The sequence below is a fragment of the Pseudomonas koreensis genome (assembly GCF_024169245.1).
Classification (GTDB): domain Bacteria; phylum Pseudomonadota; class Gammaproteobacteria; order Pseudomonadales; family Pseudomonadaceae; genus Aquipseudomonas; species Aquipseudomonas koreensis_F.
In genome coordinates this window covers 1,155,152-1,171,928 of sequence record NZ_JALJWP010000001.1, presented here as the reverse complement: position 1 = coordinate 1,171,928, position 16,777 = coordinate 1,155,152, and the positions used below count along the sequence as shown (strand labels likewise).

Genomic DNA, 16,777 nt, shown 5'->3' with positions numbered 1-16,777 from the left:
CACCGCTATCGCGAGCAGGCTCACTCCTACATGTTTGCGTTTAGCGCAATGCGTAATCCAGCACGATCCCGACAAATATCGCCAACCCTGCCCAATGGTTGTGCAAGAAGGCCTGGAAGCAACGCATGCGGTCCTTGCTGCGCGTGTACCAGAACTCCCACGCATAACACCCGGCCGCCACCAGCAAGCCGAGGTGGAACCAGATCCCCAGCTCGAACTTCGACCCGGCAAGGATCAGGCAACCCAATGACAACGCCTGCAAGCTGAGGATGATCACCCGATCCGCTTCGCCAAATAGAATTGCCGTGGATTTCACGCCGATCTTCAGGTCGTCATCGCGATCGGTCATCGCGTAATAAGTGTCGTAGCCCACCGTCCACAGCAGATTGGCGATCCACAGCAGCCACGCCGCCGCTGGCAACTCGCCGGTTTCGGCGGTGAAGGCCATCGGCATGCCCCAGGAAAACGCCGCACCCAGCACCACTTGCGGGTAGTAGGTGTAGCGCTTCATGAACGGATACGTGAATGCCAGCGCCAGACCGCCGAGCGACAGCCAGATCGTCGGCGCGTTGGTGCACAGCACCAGCAGAAAACTGATGCCCATCAGCACGGCAAAGAACACCAGCGCTTCCTTCGAGCTGATCCGTCCAGCAGCAAGCGGCCGTTGCGCGGTGCGTTTGACGTGGCCGTCGACCTTGCGGTCGGCCCAGTCATTGATCACGCAGCCGCCAGCGCGGGTCAGCACCACGCCGAGGACGAAGATGACGACGTTGGCCAGCGACGGTGAACCCTTGCCAGCGATCCACAGTGCCCACAGCGTCGGCCACAGCAGCAGGTAAATGCCGATCGGCTTGTCCATGCGCGTCAACTGCACGAAGTCCCAGGCGCGCGGGTTCAGACGGTTGAGGGACTTGAGCAGGCTCTGATACATCAGCAGTTCTCCGGGTGGGCGCGGGCGGCGTCCCACAGGCTCGGCAGGAAAATTTCCGCGACCAGCACGCTCAGCGCGCCACGGTCGAAGCGCGAACGCCGGCCCCACAGCTCAGGGGCTTGCACCGCTGGCGGCAACCATTGTTCAGGGTAGTGGCAGACTTCAATGGCGCGGCGCTGAAATGCCCGATCGCAAAACAGCAATTCGCCCAGCGAGCGGCTGCCCAGTTCATCCATGTGCAAACCATCACCTTGCAGGGCCGCCCGCGAGGCAACGCTGCGGGCAAACACCCAGCCCTCGCCGTGGCCGCGCAAATACACTTCGCGCACCCAGCCTTCGCTGCCCTCGGCCAGATCCAGCGCCGCGCATTCATCAGCGCGCAGGGTGTCCCAGCCTTCGAACAGCGGCGACACGCTGAAGCCATCCTCGGACAAACGGGTCAAACGGCGGGTCAGAGAACCTTCGTCGAACAACCAGTCCAGCGTCAACGGATCGGGGCGGGGCGTCATGCGGTCTTGGGTCAGCCAGAGCGGGGCGGGGCAGGCATTTGAATGTTGCACAATGAGTCATTATTGGCCGCAAATGAGGCGGCGAGCTTACCATGGCGGGCGATAAGATCGAGCGGCGCCGGCTGCCGTTGCGCCGAACAGGCTTGCATCTGCCCGGCACCCTCAGTACAAAACGCCCTGAGCCGGATGGCAACGCAGCACCCATCGACCGTCCGCGCCGGCACTACGCCTGAACCCTGAGGAAGTACCTGAATGAAGAAGTGGCAATGTATCGTCTGTGGCCTGATCTATAACGAAGCCGATGGCTGGCCGGATGACGGCATCGCGCCGGGCACCCGCTGGGAAGACGTACCGGCAGACTGGCTGTGCCCCGACTGCGGCGTCGGCAAGATGGACTTCGAAATGATCGAAATCAACTAAGCAAATCAGAGGAGTAAGGCATGAGCGCACCAGTCGTCATCATCGGCACCGGGCTTGCGGGCTACAACCTGGCCCGCGAGTTTCGCAAGCTCGACAGCGAAACCCCGTTGCTGCTGATCACCGCCGATGACGGCCGCTCTTACTCCAAGCCGATGCTCTCCACCGGTTTCGGCAAGAACAAGGACGCCGACGGCCTGAGCATAGCCGAGCCCGGCGCCATGGCCGAGCAGTTGAAGGCCGAAGTGCGCACCCACACGCGCATCAGCGGCATCGACGCCGGCCACAAACGCTTGTGGATCGGTGAAGAAGCCGTGCCCTATCGCGACCTGATCCTGGCCTGGGGCGCGGAAACCGTGCGCGTGCCGATCGAAGGCGACGGCGCAGATCTGGTATTCCCGATCAACGATCTCGAAGACTACGCGCGCTTCCGTGCCGCAGCGGCGGGCAAGCGTCGGGTGTTGTTGCTCGGCGCCGGGCTGATCGGCTGCGAATTCGCCAATGACCTGATCCTCGGCGGCTACGAAGTGCAACTGGTCGCACCGTGCGAACAGGTCATGCCAATGCTGTTGCATCCAGCCGCTGCGGCGGCCGTGCAGGCCGGGCTGGAAAGTATCGGGGCGAAGTTTCACCTCGGCCCGGTGCTGACCCGGCTGGAGAAAGTGGCTGACGGACTGCAAGCGCACCTGTCCGACGGCCACGTTATCCCGTGCGATGTCGTGGTCTCGGCGATCGGCCTTCGCCCGCGCATCGATCTGGCGGCGGCTGCCGGCGTGCAGGTCAATCGCGGCGTGATGGTCGACCGTTACCTGAAAACCTCCCACGCCAACATCTACGCCCTGGGCGACTGCGCCGAAGTCGACGGGCTCAATCTGCTCTACGTGATGCCGCTGATGAGTTGCGCTCGAGCGCTGGCGCAAACCCTCGCCGGAAACCCGACCGCGGTCAGTTACGGGCCGATGCCGATCACCGTGAAAACCCCAGTATGCCCGCTGGTGGTTTCCCCGCCGCCACGGGGCAGCGAAGGCGTGTGGAGCGTCGAAGGGCAGGGCGGCGACATCAAAGCGCTGTGCCACAGCGCCGACGGTCGGTTGCTCGGTTACGCCCTGACCGGCGGGGCCGTCCTGGAAAAACTGGTCCTGAACAAACAGCTGCCGCCACTGCTGGCGTAAATGCCGGTCGTTCTGTCGTAATCACCGCTCTTTTGCCCCGACAAAGGTCTTGGGGAGACTGGCGCCGCCGTTGGCGGCGTGCCATTCTCACTCCCGTCTGCCGCAGAGTAGAGCCTGCGGCGCCTTGGGCGCTGTTCCAACGAGAACAGCACGGACATAACAACAAAAAACCGTCAAAGGGGCTTCACTAATGCGTAAACCAGAACTCGCCGCTGCAATCGCCGAAAAGGCAGACCTGACCAAAGAACAGGCCAACCGCGTCCTCAACGCCGTCCTCGAAGAAATCACCGGCGCCCTGCACCGCAAGGACAGCGTGACGCTGGTCGGCTTCGGCACCTTCCTGCAACGCCACCGCGGCGCCCGCACCGGCAAAAACCCGCAGACCGGCGAACCGGTCAAGATCAAGGCCAGCAATACCGTTGCGTTCAAGCCAGGCAAGTCGTTGAAAGACAGCGTCAATCCTTGATGGCGGCGTGCTCCCCTGCATGACGGGGAGAACCGCAAATGAGAAATGGGCACACCGATTGCGGTCGGGTGCCCATTTTTTGTACGTCTGCTATCCGTCCGGATATTTAATGGCTATCCGTAGGTAGCCAAAACCATATGGGCAAAGTCTCTCTTGCTTAATTTCTGCTCGGTATTCTGAAGGTGATATGCACGCCATGCCGATTCAAGCATGGCCCCGTCGAATTCTCCGTCCGTAGCGATATAGGTAGTGGCGTCGTCCCTTACAGCTTGCACGTAGTGCTTCGAAAGGCTTTTGATTTCTTCCGACGTCGTATAAAACGGCACGGTTGTTGTGAAGAGCAACATAGCCCCCGTTGATGATAATGGGCCTTTAAACATGCAAATTTTTGCAATGCACATTTCAGCCGGAACAGAGGTGCTGATAAAAAGCAAAATTAAGGCTGGAACCGTGATCCGTTTTTTTAAAAAGCTAGTGCCCATGTCTAATTGAACTCCTTGTCCTAAATTACGCCGCCAGGCGCACTGCGTGTCTTTTTGAGTCGAGAAAGGATTACGTCAGAGCGCTAAACAATCGAATCAATATCCAGCTGAAACGGCGCGCCAACTGCATGCCCACCGGTCATCGCGGCGATAGCGGCGTCGTGGTCTTCAACGGCTGGCGGAATCATCGCCAGTTGCTCCTGAACCAGGTTTTCAGGGTGGGCGTTCCAGCGCAGCAGACTTTCCTCAACCCATTCGGGCTGGTCGGCATAGCTGCCGTAAACGTCGGTCTCAGTGACCCGTTGACTGCGCAGCGCTGTCAGGCGGGCCTTGGTCATGCTGATCTTGTCTATTTCCTGATTGAGCATCAGCGTCTTGTGCGCGCGCTCCTGCTCTCGCACGTAAGAACGGTGGTTGTTTTGCAGATCGCGCTTAACGGCCCGCAGCTGTTGCTGAATATTCTCCAGCGCGCTGCTGATCCACTCGAATTCGCGATTGGTCACCAGCGAACGCTTGAGCTGCAGTGCTTCCTGCCAACGGCGCAAGCTGGCCCAGCAGCCGGGGATGTAGCTGCCGACCATTGAGTGGTGACCCCGGTCGAACAACTGCCGCAGAAACGATCCGCGTTCGGGCAAGCCGTTGGTAGCGCGCAGGGCCTTGGCGCAGCCGTGATCGACGATCGTGCTGCAACCCGGCTCCCAGAGAAGGGAGGATCGGTGGTCCTTGTCGAACTCAACGGGCATGAAATGGCGCAAAGCACCGTGATGCCCATAGTCGTCGCCAAAGAAATTGATGATTCCCCAGATCAGCAGGCCGAGGCCGGCGACCGGGTTGAAGCCCAGCACCACGGCGTTGGTTGCGTACATCGGCCCAGGCTTGGCAAAGGTGTTCATCCAGGTCGCCGGCACGCTCGGTACCGGATCGTTCTGATTGACGATGCGGTGATGCACCAGCGATCTGGCGCTTTCGATGAAGGTGGTGTCGCCGGCGCGGGGGGCGCCGTAGGTGTAGAGCACGATTTGCGGGGAAAACTCCAGGTTGCGTCTCAGCATCTCGGACAGGATCAGTGCAACTGCACCGCCCAGACTGTGACCTGCGATCAGCAGCTTTTGCCCGCTGTAGAATTTTTCCAGATAAGTCACGATGAATGGATAAACCGCCAAAGCGCCACCGTAGAAACCGCGGTGCACTTTGCCTTCGCCTTCGGCAAAGGGAACCTGATAGGCATCGCCGTCACGCAAGCCGTCGGGCCAGAATTCACTGGTACCCCGCACGCTGATCAGGATCAGTTCGTCGTGGTGGCAGATGAAGGCCTGAGTGTCCGTGCTTTCGACCTGTTTGCGATCATCGAAAAAATGCAGTCTGGCGGGGTGTTCTTGTTGGTTCCCTAACTCGGGGTCATTCACTTCGCGGTAAAGGTTCGGGTCAAACGGCACCACTTCCAGGCGTTTCGAGTACGGTACGTCTTCATACAGTGGGTAGTATTTCTGCGTTTGCGAGTCATCGACCTTCCACAACTCATCGAACTGCGGTAGCGCGTGGCCGAACCAGTTGCCGCTGCTGGGCTGTACCGGAAAGCTTACCGTGTCGGTCTGCACCGGTTGAGTGTTGGGTTGCTGTCCGAAATCGGTGTAGCTCAGCGTGGCCATTACCGATAGCTGATAAAGGTTGAGCGCGCAGAACGCCTCGCCTGTCGACAGCATTGGCCGTAGCGCTCTCATCGGACGTACTTCCAGCACATGGTGCATGTTCGGCAGCAGTGCGACGCCCTTGGGCGGCGGCGGGGAAAACCCCAGTTCGACGGTGGCCATTTCAGCCGGACTCAAGATTGCTTGAAGTCCGCCATCCGCAGCGGTTTTATCGACCACCGTGAAGTCTCTGGATTTCGCAGCGGGTCGCATGAGCTTGTGCGCCGCCCTCTTCGGAGGGTCGGGACGAGCAGCCAGCGGTGGCAGATGGGCGATGTGTTTTACCAGTTCACTGACTTCGACCTGACAGTACGCATCGGTTTCGGGCAGGTCCTTGGCGGGGTTGGCCTGGGTGCGAGTGCCTGTTTTGTGGAAGAAGCGGGTTTTTTCGGCGCGGACTTGGAGTTCGGTGATGGGGAGGGGGTAGTGCGGTCGTTCCTTCAGTCGCGCATATATTTCCTCTTTCCCCTGATAAAACTGACTGAGCTTCAAGGTCACGGGACCGCAGTAATGATCAAGAACTTTTCCAAAGCCCGAGGAATCCAGTTTGCCGGTATAAACAGTATCCTCGTAATCGACGGCTTCGTAGGTCAGACCGGCGTACGGTTTGCCATCACCGAACTCGTCCACCAATTGAAAGCTCGTGGCGTGTCCGCGTTTTGGGCAGGCGTGGATGTTGCCTTGCATAAAGGCCGCAAAGCTGTGATCTGTCGGCTCAATGCTCATGGGGTCTGGTCCTTGTTTTCAGTGCAATCGGGGTAAATAGTGCAGATGCGCTCGTCTACCATCCTGAATGTGCTGAAGTCTTTGTAATTGCCGAAACAGAACGCATCCTGATCCTCAAAGGCTTTCCCCATGCAGCGCTTCCATCCGCCGGGCACTTTTACCCAGGTGTCACCAAAAGCGGGCTTTTCTCGCTCAGATAATTGGATTTTCAGAGTTACCGTTTTTCCAGAAAGCTGAGTCAGCGTGTACGCCGTAGAAGGACGGCTTCGCCCGACATTGCCCTGTGCATCCTTTTTTTTGCAGGTCAGCAGTTTGATCAGATAACGCTTCGGACCCACCGTGCGAAAAGACCACATGCACTCACCAAAGAACTCAGCTGTCTTTTCATCTCTGAAACTACCCATCTGTCGTTCCAACAGCTCCGGACGTACAGCAATCGAGGCGTAGTCATAGCTGAAGTTGCTTCGCCCTGGACCATAAATACCGATGACCTTGATCTCGATGTAATTCAGTGCGAGAGGACATTCGCTTACGGTTCTGTACAGCGGGATCTCGGAAGTCCCTTGGTACTTCATATTGGTTTTGTTGAATCCCAGCTGAGTGTTTCTCCCGCCAGGCACGGTGCATGTTTGGCCCTTGGCTGGAACATATGTGGCTGTAATGTCGTACTTGAATCCAGGCGGAAAATCCGGAACAAACATAAAGGTGTTGGGGGTCTTCACCGTCGTACAACCCACCAGCAATCCCAGGCAACCACTCAGCATCAACCCTCGTTTCAAGTTCCTCATCGACCTACCTCTCCCTGCCAATACAACGCTTCCTGATATACCCGCTCAAAATGCATCGCCGGATCTTCACCGGGTTTGGGCAGCCATGATTTGCCTGGGCGATATCCCGGTAATTGCAAACTGTGGGTCAGCAAGAAATGCACTTGCTCCGGTTGTTGCCAGCCCCACAAGTGCGTCAGTTGAATCAGGCCCCACAACCACTCATCGACGTCGAGCTGTTCGGCCAGCGTGGCCATGGCTTCGGTGTGTTCGCCGACCAGGTAACGGCGGGTGTTGTCGAACAGCACGTTGGCGTAGATCAGTTCCGGGGTCGGCGTGTGCAGCCACGGCGGATCCATCGGCAGCGGATGGTGGCCGGGGTCCGGGTTGTCGATGGCGTTCCATCGCTCTGCGTGCCAATAGCAGACGCTGTTGAATGGCCCGAGAAACGCGGCGCGGTGCTCGGGTTGCAGGTGCGCCAGCGCACGTCCCAGAACCCGGTTGTCATGCACGCGGTACACCGCCTGATTCGGACGTTCACCGGTTATCAGGCGATCACGCCAATGCGCCGCCAGCGCGTCAAGTTCGACGTTATGGGCACTGGCCAGCCAGCCCCAATTGCGCTCGGGCGTGGCAAGCAAGGTCTGGATGGCGGGATGCTGCGCCGTATCGATGTGCAACAGCAGCGGGCCGGTCGGCACCAGCGACTCGGCCGGCGTGCCGGTGTAGAGCGGGCGAAACTGGTCGGTACCGAGGTCGCGGGTCAACGCAGCGTGCTCTGAGCTTTGCCTGTCGCTGTCGAGCATCAGATACAGATCGCAGCCAGCGCGGGACTGAGCGTGCAACCATTGTTCGACCGGGCTCATGCGACTTCTCCCAGCTCGCACTGACCCGCTGCGCAGGCTTCGCACAGCGGGCAAAAATCCGCTGCCTGCTGGCGCGCACTGCTGATGATCGACAGCGGTGTGGCACTGATTGGAGCAGCCAGACCAGCCTCAACCTGCAGCGGCTGTAGCGGTGCGAGACCCGCCAGTGGCGCGCCGCCCTGGACGATGGGCACGCTGCTGAAAATCCCGCCGGCATTGATCACGATGTGATGACCGCCCGCTGACAGCGTCAGGCTCATGCCGGCATCGATCACCACGTTGCTTGCCGTGACATGCGCCTGCCGACCGGCTTGGATCACCAGAGCGCCCAAGGTCTGGCTGCTGGTGCCGCTGACCTGCAACAAGTCGTCGGCGTTGATTACTGTGCTGCGCAGTCCTTGATGAGTGCGCGAATCCTTGCCCTCGATGAGACTGGTGCTGTCATTGCCGACATGCTCATGGCGGTCGCGAGTGATCAGGCTGCGGCTGTCGTTGAGGATCAACTGCTCCAGATCACGCTGCGCGCGCAGGTAGATCTTCTCCTGCCCGGCGCGATCCTCGATCGACAGTTCGTTGTAGCCGCCATTGCGCGGCGAGCTCTGGCTGCGTAATACCGTGCGGGTTTTGCTCGCTGGCAAGGGATGAGCGACGCCATTGACCTTGTTGGCAACGCAGCCGGTAATCAGCGGTTGGTCCGGGTCGCCTTCCTGGAAGGTCACGACCACTTCCATGTCGATCCGGGGAATGGTCACCGCGCCGAATCCGTCACCTGCCCAACTGGAGGCTACGCGTAACCAGCAGCTGCTTTTTTCGCTGTTGCGTTCAGCGCGATCCCAATGAAACTCGACACGAACCCTGCCGTATTCATCACAGAAGATCTCTTCTCCGGGAGGCCCGGTAACGCGAGCGGTCTGGCAGACCAGCAAGGGTCTTGGCGCGGGCAAAGGCGGACGGTAAACCAGCTCTGCGGGAATGGCCCTGAAGGTATTGCGATAGCCTTGGGAAAAACCATCGGCAGGTTTCGCCTCGCTGCTGAAAGCCTCTTCGAGCACCGCCGGTTGCTTGCCTTCGTGACCAAGACTGACCAACAACCACAACTCGTTGCAGTCGGCCCTGGGATGTTCGCTCAGCTCGAACAGGTGACCGCTGCGCAAAATCGGCTGATTGCTTTTGCCTTCAATCCATTGATAGTCGCTGCGGTGGCGCTCCAAGGCCTGACGCGCCAGCTGTTTGCCGTGCTTCTCGGACTTCATCAACAGTGGATAGCGATAGTCCTCGAGAGCCGGCGTGAATTCTGCGGTGAAGCGGTTTTCCAGCAGCAGGGTGGGGCGCTTGAGGTCATAGTCGCGGCGGGTGACGGTGCTGGTACGCGTGTTGAAGCCCATGGTCAGGTGGTTGACCACCGGGTATTCGGCGACCATGCCGCTATCCGCCCGAAAGGCTGTCGTACCTAATTTGCGCACGAACACCGGGCTGTCGCCGAACACCAGTAAGTGCCTGTCGATCGAATGCTGGTGATGCCAGGCAATACCCTCTTCGGCGCACAGGCGCTGAATGAACAGGAAGTCGCTTTCGCCATACTGCGTGCAGTATTCACGTGGCTCGCCGACGGTGACATTGAATGTGAAGTCATCGGGCTGGATGCCATGCCCTTTGAGCACTTGCGCAATGATCTGCGGCACTGTCAGCTGCTGGAAAATCCGCTGGTCGTGGCTCAGTTGCAGATAATGCAGCGCCGGTACCAGTGTCAGCTCATAACGGGTCAGGCGCTTGCCTGATTCGCCGAGCATGACGTTGTCGATTCGCCCGTGGATGCCTTCGCCGGCAAACCCGAACTGCAGGAATGCGGGCCGGCTGAGCAGGCTTTCCAGATCGATATCTGCGTGCTCGCTCACCAGCTCGATGCGAAGCGCGTAGAGCTGACTGATCGCTTCTGTGCCAGTGAATGCAAGCACCTTGAAGTCGTGGCGAATGGTCGGGATGTGCAGTGAGAATGGCGCGCAGTGGCCTTTGCCGAACATGGCTTGTCCTTAAGCAAAGTGAGTCAAAGCGCGATGCCGTTCCTCCCTGATCGCCGCGCATGAAAAGTTGCCAGGGCAAGCTAGCGGCGCAGAAAATTAATTGATGTAAGAAGTATCCCTGACATTTGTCAGAGTATTCCGGTGTGAAAGTGTGGGTCGGAATGAGGGAAGTGTCTGTAGGGAGCGGCTTCGATAACTATCGAGTTGGCAGTGTTTGCTGGCGCAGGGAAAGTTTCAGAATAATGAAGTGCTATCATTATAGTGGCACTTTTCGCGTTGCTCGTTGTCGCGGAAAACTTGTTGGCGCAAACCAGTCATTTTCGGAAGTGTCCTACTTCTATTTTTTTTTGAATTTGGCATGCTGCACGCCGCTCGAGGACACGGGCGTCCGGTAAACTCGCCCGGCTGCGGCGGGAGGCTCTGGGTCAATAGTTTGGCGGGAGCGGGAAAAATGCGCTGATTAATAAGCGGCCTCAGGGAAACCCCTGTGACATATAGGGCGATCTCCTACAGAGCCCACTGAACAGTTCGTCTTGTTGTTTAATCAGATGCTTGCTAGTGGCCATCATTGTGATTACGATGCGCCCACTTGTAAGAGCACATCTCAATTGGATGAGTCGCTGAACCGCTCTTCGATACTGTCCCGCGTTGCTGAAACTCCATTCGCGCGCCTGACTGTAATCCTTAATAAAGGCCATGGATGTCCTACTCAAGCAAACTTTCCGCCCATTACCTCGAACTCGCAAAAGTCTCTGTTTCCAAAGAGAATTTCGCGGGCGAAGACGTTCGTTTCTCGAGCGAATTCGAGGCGCTGGAAAGTGAGCTGGCCAAGGCTTCGTCGATGCACGAGAGCGGGCAGATCGACTGGCTGAAAATCCGCGAAAACAGCGAAAATCTGCTGCGTACCCAATCCAAGGATCTGCGTGTCGGCGCTTGGCTGACCTGGTCGCTGTACCAGCGCGAATCCTTCCCCGGGCTGCTCGCCGGCCTCGGTCTGCTGCACCATCTGTCGGAAAACCACTGGGCCGACGTCCACCCGCTCAAACCCCGCACCCGCGCCGCTGCGATCGGCTGGCTGGTGCCGCGTCTCGAGCAGGTCATCACCGAAAACATTGCGATCAAAGAGCAGTTGCCGATGTTCCGGCAGCTCTCCGAGCACCTGGCCGGTCTCGAGGCTGCGTGCACCGAACACCTGGGCGATGACGCGCCGCTGCTGCTGCCGATCTCCCGCCGCCTGAAAACCATGATTCAGCGCGCCGCCGACAACCAGCCGGCACCCGGCGTGGTGGGCGCGGCGGTGGCGCAGGTCAAGCAGGCCGCGAGTCAGTTGCTCACGCCCGGCGCGCCGATCGACAACGAACGCGATGCGCACAAGGCCCTGCGCGCCCAGCAGGAAAGCGCCCGGCCGTTGTGCGCCTGGTGGCTGAAGCAGAAGGCCACCGACCTGCGCGCCCTGCGCCTGAACCGTACGCTGCTGTGGATGACCATCGACGCGGTGCCCGAGCGCAACGCCGAGCAGATCACCGTGCTGCGCGGCCTGCCGCTGGAAAAACTCAAGCTCTATCAGGACCGTTTCGATCAGGGCAAATACGCCGACCTGCTGGTGGAACTGGAGGCGAGCCTGGCGAAGGCGCCATTCTGGTTCGATGGCCAGAGGATGGTCTGGGAATGTCTCCAGAACCTCAACGCCGAGCTGGCCATGCGCGAAGTGGAAATCCACTTCGCGCTTTTGATTCAGCGCCTGCCGGGCATCATCGAGTTGCGCTTCCATGACGGCGCGCCGTTCGCCGATCCGTCCACCCGGGCGTGGATCGCCGCCAACGTCATGCCGCACCTGCAAAGCGCCAGCGCGCCGCGCAAGGTCGAAAGCGAAAACGTCGAAACCCAGCCGGCCTGGGAAAAAGCCCTCGAGGACGTCCAGCCGATCCTGCGCAAGGAAGGTTTGAAACCCGCCGTGCAGATTCTCAAGCAGGGTTTGCAATCAGCCTTCGGCGGGCGCGAACGCTTTTTCTGGCAGTTCGCCCTCGCGCGGCTGTGCTTCCTGGCCAAGAAATACGAACTGGCCAAGAACCAGCTCGAAACCCTCGATCAGACATTACTGGACTCAGGCCTGCACGCCTGGGAGCCGGAGCTTGCATTGCAAGTGCTGCACCTGCTGCACAGTTGCTGCGAGTTGTTGCCGCAGAACCATGCCGTACGTGAACGCAAGGAAGAGATTTATCGCAGGCTGTGCCACCTCGACCTCGAAGTGGTACTCGAATAGGCCCCAGGGCCACAACCGCAAGGAGAAAAGCCATGGCCAAAGAAGGCTCGGTAGCCCCCAAGGAACGCATCAACGTCACCTTCAAACCCGCCACCGGCGGTGCTCAGGAAGAGATTGAACTGCCGCTGAAACTGCTGGCAATCGGTGACTACACCCACCGCAAGGACGAGCGCAAGATCGAAGATCGCAAGCCGATCAGCATCGACAAGATGACCTTCGACGAAGTGCTGGCCAAGCAAGAGCTCAGCCTGACGATGAACGTGCCGAACCGTCTGCAGGAAGAGGGCAGCACTGAAGAGCTGGGCGTGCAACTGCGCGTCAATTCGATGAAGGACTTCAACCCGGCCAGCCTGGTCGAGCAAGTGCCTGAGCTGAAAAAACTGATGGAACTGCGCGATGCGCTGGTGGCCCTCAAAGGCCCGCTGGGTAACGCACCTGCGTTCCGTAAAGCGATCGAAGGCGTGCTCGCCGACGACGAATCCCGCGGTCGCGTACTCGGTGAGCTGGGCCTGAACGCCGCAGCCCCGGACGCCTGAGACTCCAGTAGCCAAGGAAGCCAACACAATGAGCACTAGCGCAGCACAAGAGAAGAGCGCCGCCAGCGGCGAATACAGCATTCTCGACAGCATCATCGCCGAAACCCGTCTGACTCCGGACGACGAAGCCTACGACATCGCCAAGCGTGGCGTGTCGGCGTTCATCGAAGAGCTGCTCAAGCCGCAGAACAACGGTGAGCCGGTCAAGAAAGCCATGGTTGACCGCATGATCGCCGAGATCGATGCCAAGCTCAGCCGTCAGATGGACGAGATCCTGCACCACCCGGATTTCCAGGCGCTGGAATCGTCGTGGCGTGGTCTGCAGTTGCTGGTCGACCGCACCAACTTCCGCGAAAACATCAAGATCGAAATCCTCAACGTCTCCAAAGAAGACCTGCTCGACGATTTCGAAGATTCGCCGGAAGTCATGCAGTCGGGCCTGTACAAGCACATCTACACCGCTGAATACGGCCAGTTCGGTGGTCAGCCGGTTGGCGCGATCATCGCCAACTACTACATGTCGCCAAGCTCGCCAGACGTCAAGCTGATGCAGTACGTGGCCAGCGTTTCGTGCATGTCCCACGCGCCGTTCATCGCTGCCGCCGGGCCGAAATTCTTCGGTCTGGAAAGCTTCACCGGCCTGCCGGATCTGAAGGATCTGAAAGACCACTTCGAAGGTCCGCAATTCGCCAAATGGCAGAGCTTCCGTACTTCGGAAGACTCCCGTTACGTTGGCCTGACCGTGCCACGTTTCCTGCTGCGCAACCCGTACGATCCGGAAGAAAACCCGGTCAAGTCGTTCGTGTACAAGGAAACCGTTGCCAACAGCCACGAGCACTACCTGTGGGGCAACACGGCCTACGCGTTCGGCACCAAGCTGACTGACAGCTTCGCGAAATTCCGCTGGTGCCCGAACATCATCGGCCCACAGAGTGGTGGCGCGGTTGAAGACCTGCCTCTGCACCATTTCGAAAGCATGGGCGAAATCGAAACCAAGATTCCTACCGAAGTATTGGTTTCTGACCGTCGTGAATACGAACTGGCCGAGGAAGGCTTCATCTCCCTGACCATGCGTAAAGGCTCCGACAACGCGGCGTTCTTCTCCGCAAGCTCGGTGCAGAAGCCGAAGTTCTTCGGCATCAGCGCAGAAGGCAAGGCCGCAGAGCTGAACTACAAGCTCGGCACCCAACTGCCGTACATGATGATCGTCAACCGCCTGGCTCACTACTTGAAAGTGCTGCAGCGCGAGCAACTCGGTTCGTGGAAAGAACGTACCGACCTCGAGCTGGAACTCAACAAGTGGATCCGCCAGTACGTCGCCGACCAGGAAAACCCGAGCGCCGAAGTGCGTGGCCGTCGTCCGCTGCGCGCTGCGCAAGTGATCGTCAGCGACGTTGAAGGCGAGCCGGGCTGGTACCGCGTGAGCTTGAACGTGCGTCCGCACTTCAAGTACATGGGTGCCGATTTCACCCTGTCGCTGGTTGGCAAGCTGGACAAAGAGTAAGAGCGACTCATGGACGGATACGGCAGCCTGTTCGAACGCCTCAACGGCGACGCACAACTACGCAAGGGCAACAGCCTTGAGGCTTGTGCCATGGCGTCAGTGGCTGCCCATCTGGCCAAAATGCTCAGCACCCGGGCCGGCAGCGTGCAAACGCTGTCCGACTACGGGTTGCCCGATCTCAATGACATGCGCCTGAGCCTGCACGACTCCCTGAGTCAGGCCCGTCTGGCCATCGAAAACTTCATCGAAGCCTACGAGCCGCGCCTGAGCAACGTGCGTGTCATCTCCCTGCCGCGTGACCACGATCAACTTCGCCTGGCCTTCAGTATCGAAGGCCTGCTGGAAGTCGAGGGTTTCAAGCGTCAGGTCAGTTTCTCCGCGCGCCTGGATGGCAGCGGTCAAGTCAAGGTCACCTAAGGAGATCCCCGATGTCTGGCAAACCCGCAGCACGCGTATCCGACCCTACCGCTTGCCCGCTCCCCGGCCACGGCACCAACCCGATCGCCGCCGGTTCCGGCGACGTATTCTTCGACGGCCTCGCGGCCGCCCGCCAAGGCGATGCCTCGGCATGTGGTGGTGCGATGTCGGGCGGTTTGGCGACCACGGTGTTGATCAACGGCAAACCTGCCGCGACGGTTGATTCGGTGGGGGACCATGGCAACAAGGTTACGGCTGGATCCGGCACGGTGATTATTGGCAATTCGCATACGCCGGCGCCGTTTGTGCCGCCGTTGCCGGTGGAGATTCAGTGGCCGTTTGACGAGCACTTTGTGATCAATTGCCAGGACACTGGCAAGCCGATGGCTGGGGTGGCATACACACTGAAAACCGCCTCGGGAAAGATCATCAGCGGGATTACCGGCGCTGATGGAAAGACCCAGAAAATCCATTCCGCTCAGGCTGAGTCTGTGGAATTGCTCGTTGAGCAACAAACCGAAGTGTTGATCGGCTGAACATCGTTTTCTGATGCAGTACACGTTTAAGGATAGGACGTCGACATGGCAGACACCGTAGTAGCTTCCAGCCTGACTCCCGCGAGCAATAAAACGGGGCAGTCTACTGCTGTGCGGCTTTTCAAAGTCAGCGATATTCCCGGCGCGATGGACAAGATGAAATGGCCTGTTGCCGCGGCGTTGATGCGTCACTGGTTCAACGGTGCTCCTTGGGGCAATGCCAGCGGTGGAATGGAAACAGAAGAGAAAGAGCGCACACGACCAGTGCCCGACCAGTACATCGAAGAAAGTATCGTCAAGATGAACTGGGTTCTGACATTCAAAAAACCTGAAGAGACGCGACAAGAGCTCAAGGCTGCCTGGAATAACGCAAAGGCCATGCCCGAAATCCAAACGAAAATAATGCGTGCGTTTGGTAATTCCGCGCCTGGTTGTTATCCATTGACGTTCAACGGTAAAGGCCGAGCTGCGGAGAAGTTCGGTTACTTCAATTCGCGTTCAGTCAACTTCAGTCAATTAGGCGGTGGCGAACTGGACGAGCTGCGAGGGGCGTTGGCCAACTTCAACATGCGCGTGATTGCCGAGGGGGTGGTGAACGTCTTTGACAAGAAGATCGTATTCGTCGCCGATCGCCTGGGTTACTACGTCGAAGATAACTACGACTTCAGCGACGGCGATGACTTTGTCAGCCAACCGCTCGGCTACTGGAATTTTGACGGTGTCGCCGGAGTACTTGAGGCCAGTGCGCAGAATATGGGAATTGATCAGGAAATGGCTGCCATCGGGCGATCATCTGTCTTCGGCATGAGTGAAGTAGCGCAGAAGCAGTTCTTCGAGGCGGCGAACAGACGATATTTCCTGATTCAGAACAAACATTTCGTGGCCTATAGAGAACAGTTTTCCAAGGGCGGGGATTTCAAGCTCTTCTCCGATATTTTCTACGAAACGATCCCGCCGGTTTCCATTGAGCTGGTGAAGAACTGATGAAAGTCAAAAAAACGGTTTTTTTCGCTGGTTTGCTGGTATTGGCAATCACTTTTTTTGGTGTCGCTCTGAACAATCTTCTCAAACGTCCGGCGAGCAGCTCGGTTGTCAGCGAGTCAGGCAATTATCTGATCGAAAACGTACCTGTCGGAGGGTGGCTGGTGCCGTTTGATGACTTGGCGTACTTGCGTATTACCGACAAGCAAGATTCCAACGCTGTTTTTCGATCACCTTTGTACCCGCGAAGCGCGGTGGACATGGGCACCCATGAGGACGACGTCATTGTCGGCATCGTCTGGATCGATTTTTACAAACGCGATCAGCACTTCGGCATGAGAGTTCCAGAATGGAAGCCGCATTGGCTTAACAGCTTTATCAGTAATACCCCATACGACATTGTCGGGGACGATTGAGACACGGCGGAGAATCGGCCATGAGATGGCTGAACAGTCCCTCCCATCGACAGGATTTTGTTTTAGATGAGTTCCACTA

Annotated in this window: 17 protein-coding genes; 10 read left to right on the top strand and 7 right to left on the bottom strand. The window is 58.6% G+C overall.

From position 1 onward, the window contains the following. Window positions 1-40: 40 nt before the first annotated feature. Window positions 41-931 (bottom strand): 4-hydroxybenzoate octaprenyltransferase, encoded by an 891-nt coding sequence (gene ubiA / locus J2Y90_RS05490; protein WP_122506247.1) that lies wholly within the window; start codon window positions 929-931, stop codon window positions 41-43. Beyond that, entirely contained in the window at window positions 931-1,491 is a 561-nt protein-coding gene (locus J2Y90_RS05485; protein WP_253497282.1) for a chorismate--pyruvate lyase family protein, read from the bottom strand. The genes ubiA and J2Y90_RS05485 overlap by 1 nt, the downstream gene beginning before the upstream one ends. Before the next feature lie 201 nt (window positions 1,492-1,692). Here J2Y90_RS05485 and J2Y90_RS05480 point away from each other — a divergent pair, with 201 nt between their 5' ends. From J2Y90_RS05480 to J2Y90_RS05470, 3 genes are all read left to right on the top strand, one after another. After that, window positions 1,693-1,860 carry a rubredoxin gene (locus tag J2Y90_RS05480; protein ID WP_003177199.1) on the top strand — a complete coding sequence of 56 codons (168 nt, stop codon included), beginning with the start codon at window positions 1,693-1,695 and terminating at the stop codon, window positions 1,858-1,860. Between the two features lie 20 nt (window positions 1,861-1,880). Further along, complete coding sequence (locus tag J2Y90_RS05475) at window positions 1,881-3,029, top strand: NAD(P)/FAD-dependent oxidoreductase (protein WP_253497280.1); 1,149 nt, start codon at window positions 1,881-1,883, stop codon at window positions 3,027-3,029. A 190-nt stretch (window positions 3,030-3,219) separates the two neighbouring features. Further along, window positions 3,220-3,495, top strand: coding sequence for an HU family DNA-binding protein (locus J2Y90_RS05470; RefSeq protein WP_003213368.1), 276 nt, complete (start codon window positions 3,220-3,222; stop codon window positions 3,493-3,495). 113 nt (window positions 3,496-3,608) lie between these two features. Here J2Y90_RS05470 and J2Y90_RS05465 read toward each other — a convergent pair whose 3' ends face one another. From J2Y90_RS05465 to tssI, 5 genes are all read right to left on the bottom strand, one after another. Next, window positions 3,609-3,977, bottom strand: a complete 369-nt coding sequence (locus J2Y90_RS05465) for a DUF2388 domain-containing protein (RefSeq protein WP_253497278.1) — start codon at window positions 3,975-3,977, stop codon at window positions 3,609-3,611. A gap of 83 nt (window positions 3,978-4,060) precedes the next feature. Then, complete coding sequence (locus J2Y90_RS05460; RefSeq protein WP_253497276.1) at window positions 4,061-6,391, bottom strand: lipase family protein; 2,331 nt, start codon at window positions 6,389-6,391, stop codon at window positions 4,061-4,063. After that, the gene (locus J2Y90_RS05455; protein WP_253497273.1) at window positions 6,388-7,179 is read right to left on the bottom strand and encodes a hypothetical protein; all 792 of its coding nucleotides are present in this window, start codon (window positions 7,177-7,179) and stop codon (window positions 6,388-6,390) included. Before J2Y90_RS05455 ends, J2Y90_RS05460 begins: the two co-directional genes overlap by 4 nt. Then, complete coding sequence (locus J2Y90_RS05450) at window positions 7,176-8,024, bottom strand: DUF4123 domain-containing protein (protein ID WP_253497270.1); 849 nt, start codon at window positions 8,022-8,024, stop codon at window positions 7,176-7,178. Before J2Y90_RS05450 ends, J2Y90_RS05455 begins: the two co-directional genes overlap by 4 nt. After that, window positions 8,021-10,045 (bottom strand): type VI secretion system tip protein TssI/VgrG, encoded by a 2,025-nt coding sequence (gene tssI, locus J2Y90_RS05445; RefSeq protein ID WP_253497267.1) that lies wholly within the window; start codon window positions 10,043-10,045, stop codon window positions 8,021-8,023. Before tssI ends, J2Y90_RS05450 begins: the two co-directional genes overlap by 4 nt. Before the next feature lie 700 nt (window positions 10,046-10,745). On the opposite strand from tssI, the gene tssA reads away from it, so the two are divergent. The 7 genes from tssA to J2Y90_RS05410 are packed head-to-tail and all read left to right on the top strand — an operon-like array spanning window position 10,746 to window position 16,698. After that, a complete protein-coding gene (gene tssA / locus J2Y90_RS05440) occupies window positions 10,746-12,308 on the top strand; it encodes a type VI secretion system protein TssA (RefSeq protein ID WP_253497264.1) in 1,563 nt (520 codons plus the stop codon). Between the two features lie 32 nt (window positions 12,309-12,340). After that, window positions 12,341-12,844 carry a type VI secretion system contractile sheath small subunit gene (gene tssB, locus J2Y90_RS05435; protein WP_064365136.1) on the top strand — a complete coding sequence of 168 codons (504 nt, stop codon included), beginning with the start codon at window positions 12,341-12,343 and terminating at the stop codon, window positions 12,842-12,844. A 28-nt stretch (window positions 12,845-12,872) separates the two neighbouring features. Further along, window positions 12,873-14,348: a type VI secretion system contractile sheath large subunit gene (tssC, locus tag J2Y90_RS05430; protein ID WP_016772499.1), complete on the top strand. Its 1,476-nt coding sequence runs from the start codon at window positions 12,873-12,875 to the stop codon at window positions 14,346-14,348. Window positions 14,349-14,357: 9 nt separating this feature from the next. Continuing rightward, a complete protein-coding gene (tssE, locus tag J2Y90_RS05425; RefSeq protein ID WP_123454704.1) occupies window positions 14,358-14,765 on the top strand; it encodes a type VI secretion system baseplate subunit TssE in 408 nt (135 codons plus the stop codon). Window positions 14,766-14,776: 11 nt separating this feature from the next. After that, window positions 14,777-15,301, top strand: a complete 525-nt coding sequence (locus J2Y90_RS05420; protein ID WP_253497261.1) for a PAAR domain-containing protein — start codon at window positions 14,777-14,779, stop codon at window positions 15,299-15,301. 45 nt (window positions 15,302-15,346) lie between these two features. Further along, the gene (locus tag J2Y90_RS05415; RefSeq protein WP_253497258.1) at window positions 15,347-16,285 is read left to right on the top strand and encodes a DUF6402 family protein; all 939 of its coding nucleotides are present in this window, start codon (window positions 15,347-15,349) and stop codon (window positions 16,283-16,285) included. Beyond that, entirely contained in the window at window positions 16,285-16,698 is a 414-nt protein-coding gene (locus J2Y90_RS05410) for a hypothetical protein (protein WP_253497255.1), read from the top strand. The genes J2Y90_RS05415 and J2Y90_RS05410 overlap by 1 nt, the downstream gene beginning before the upstream one ends. Window positions 16,699-16,777 lie beyond the last annotated feature (79 nt).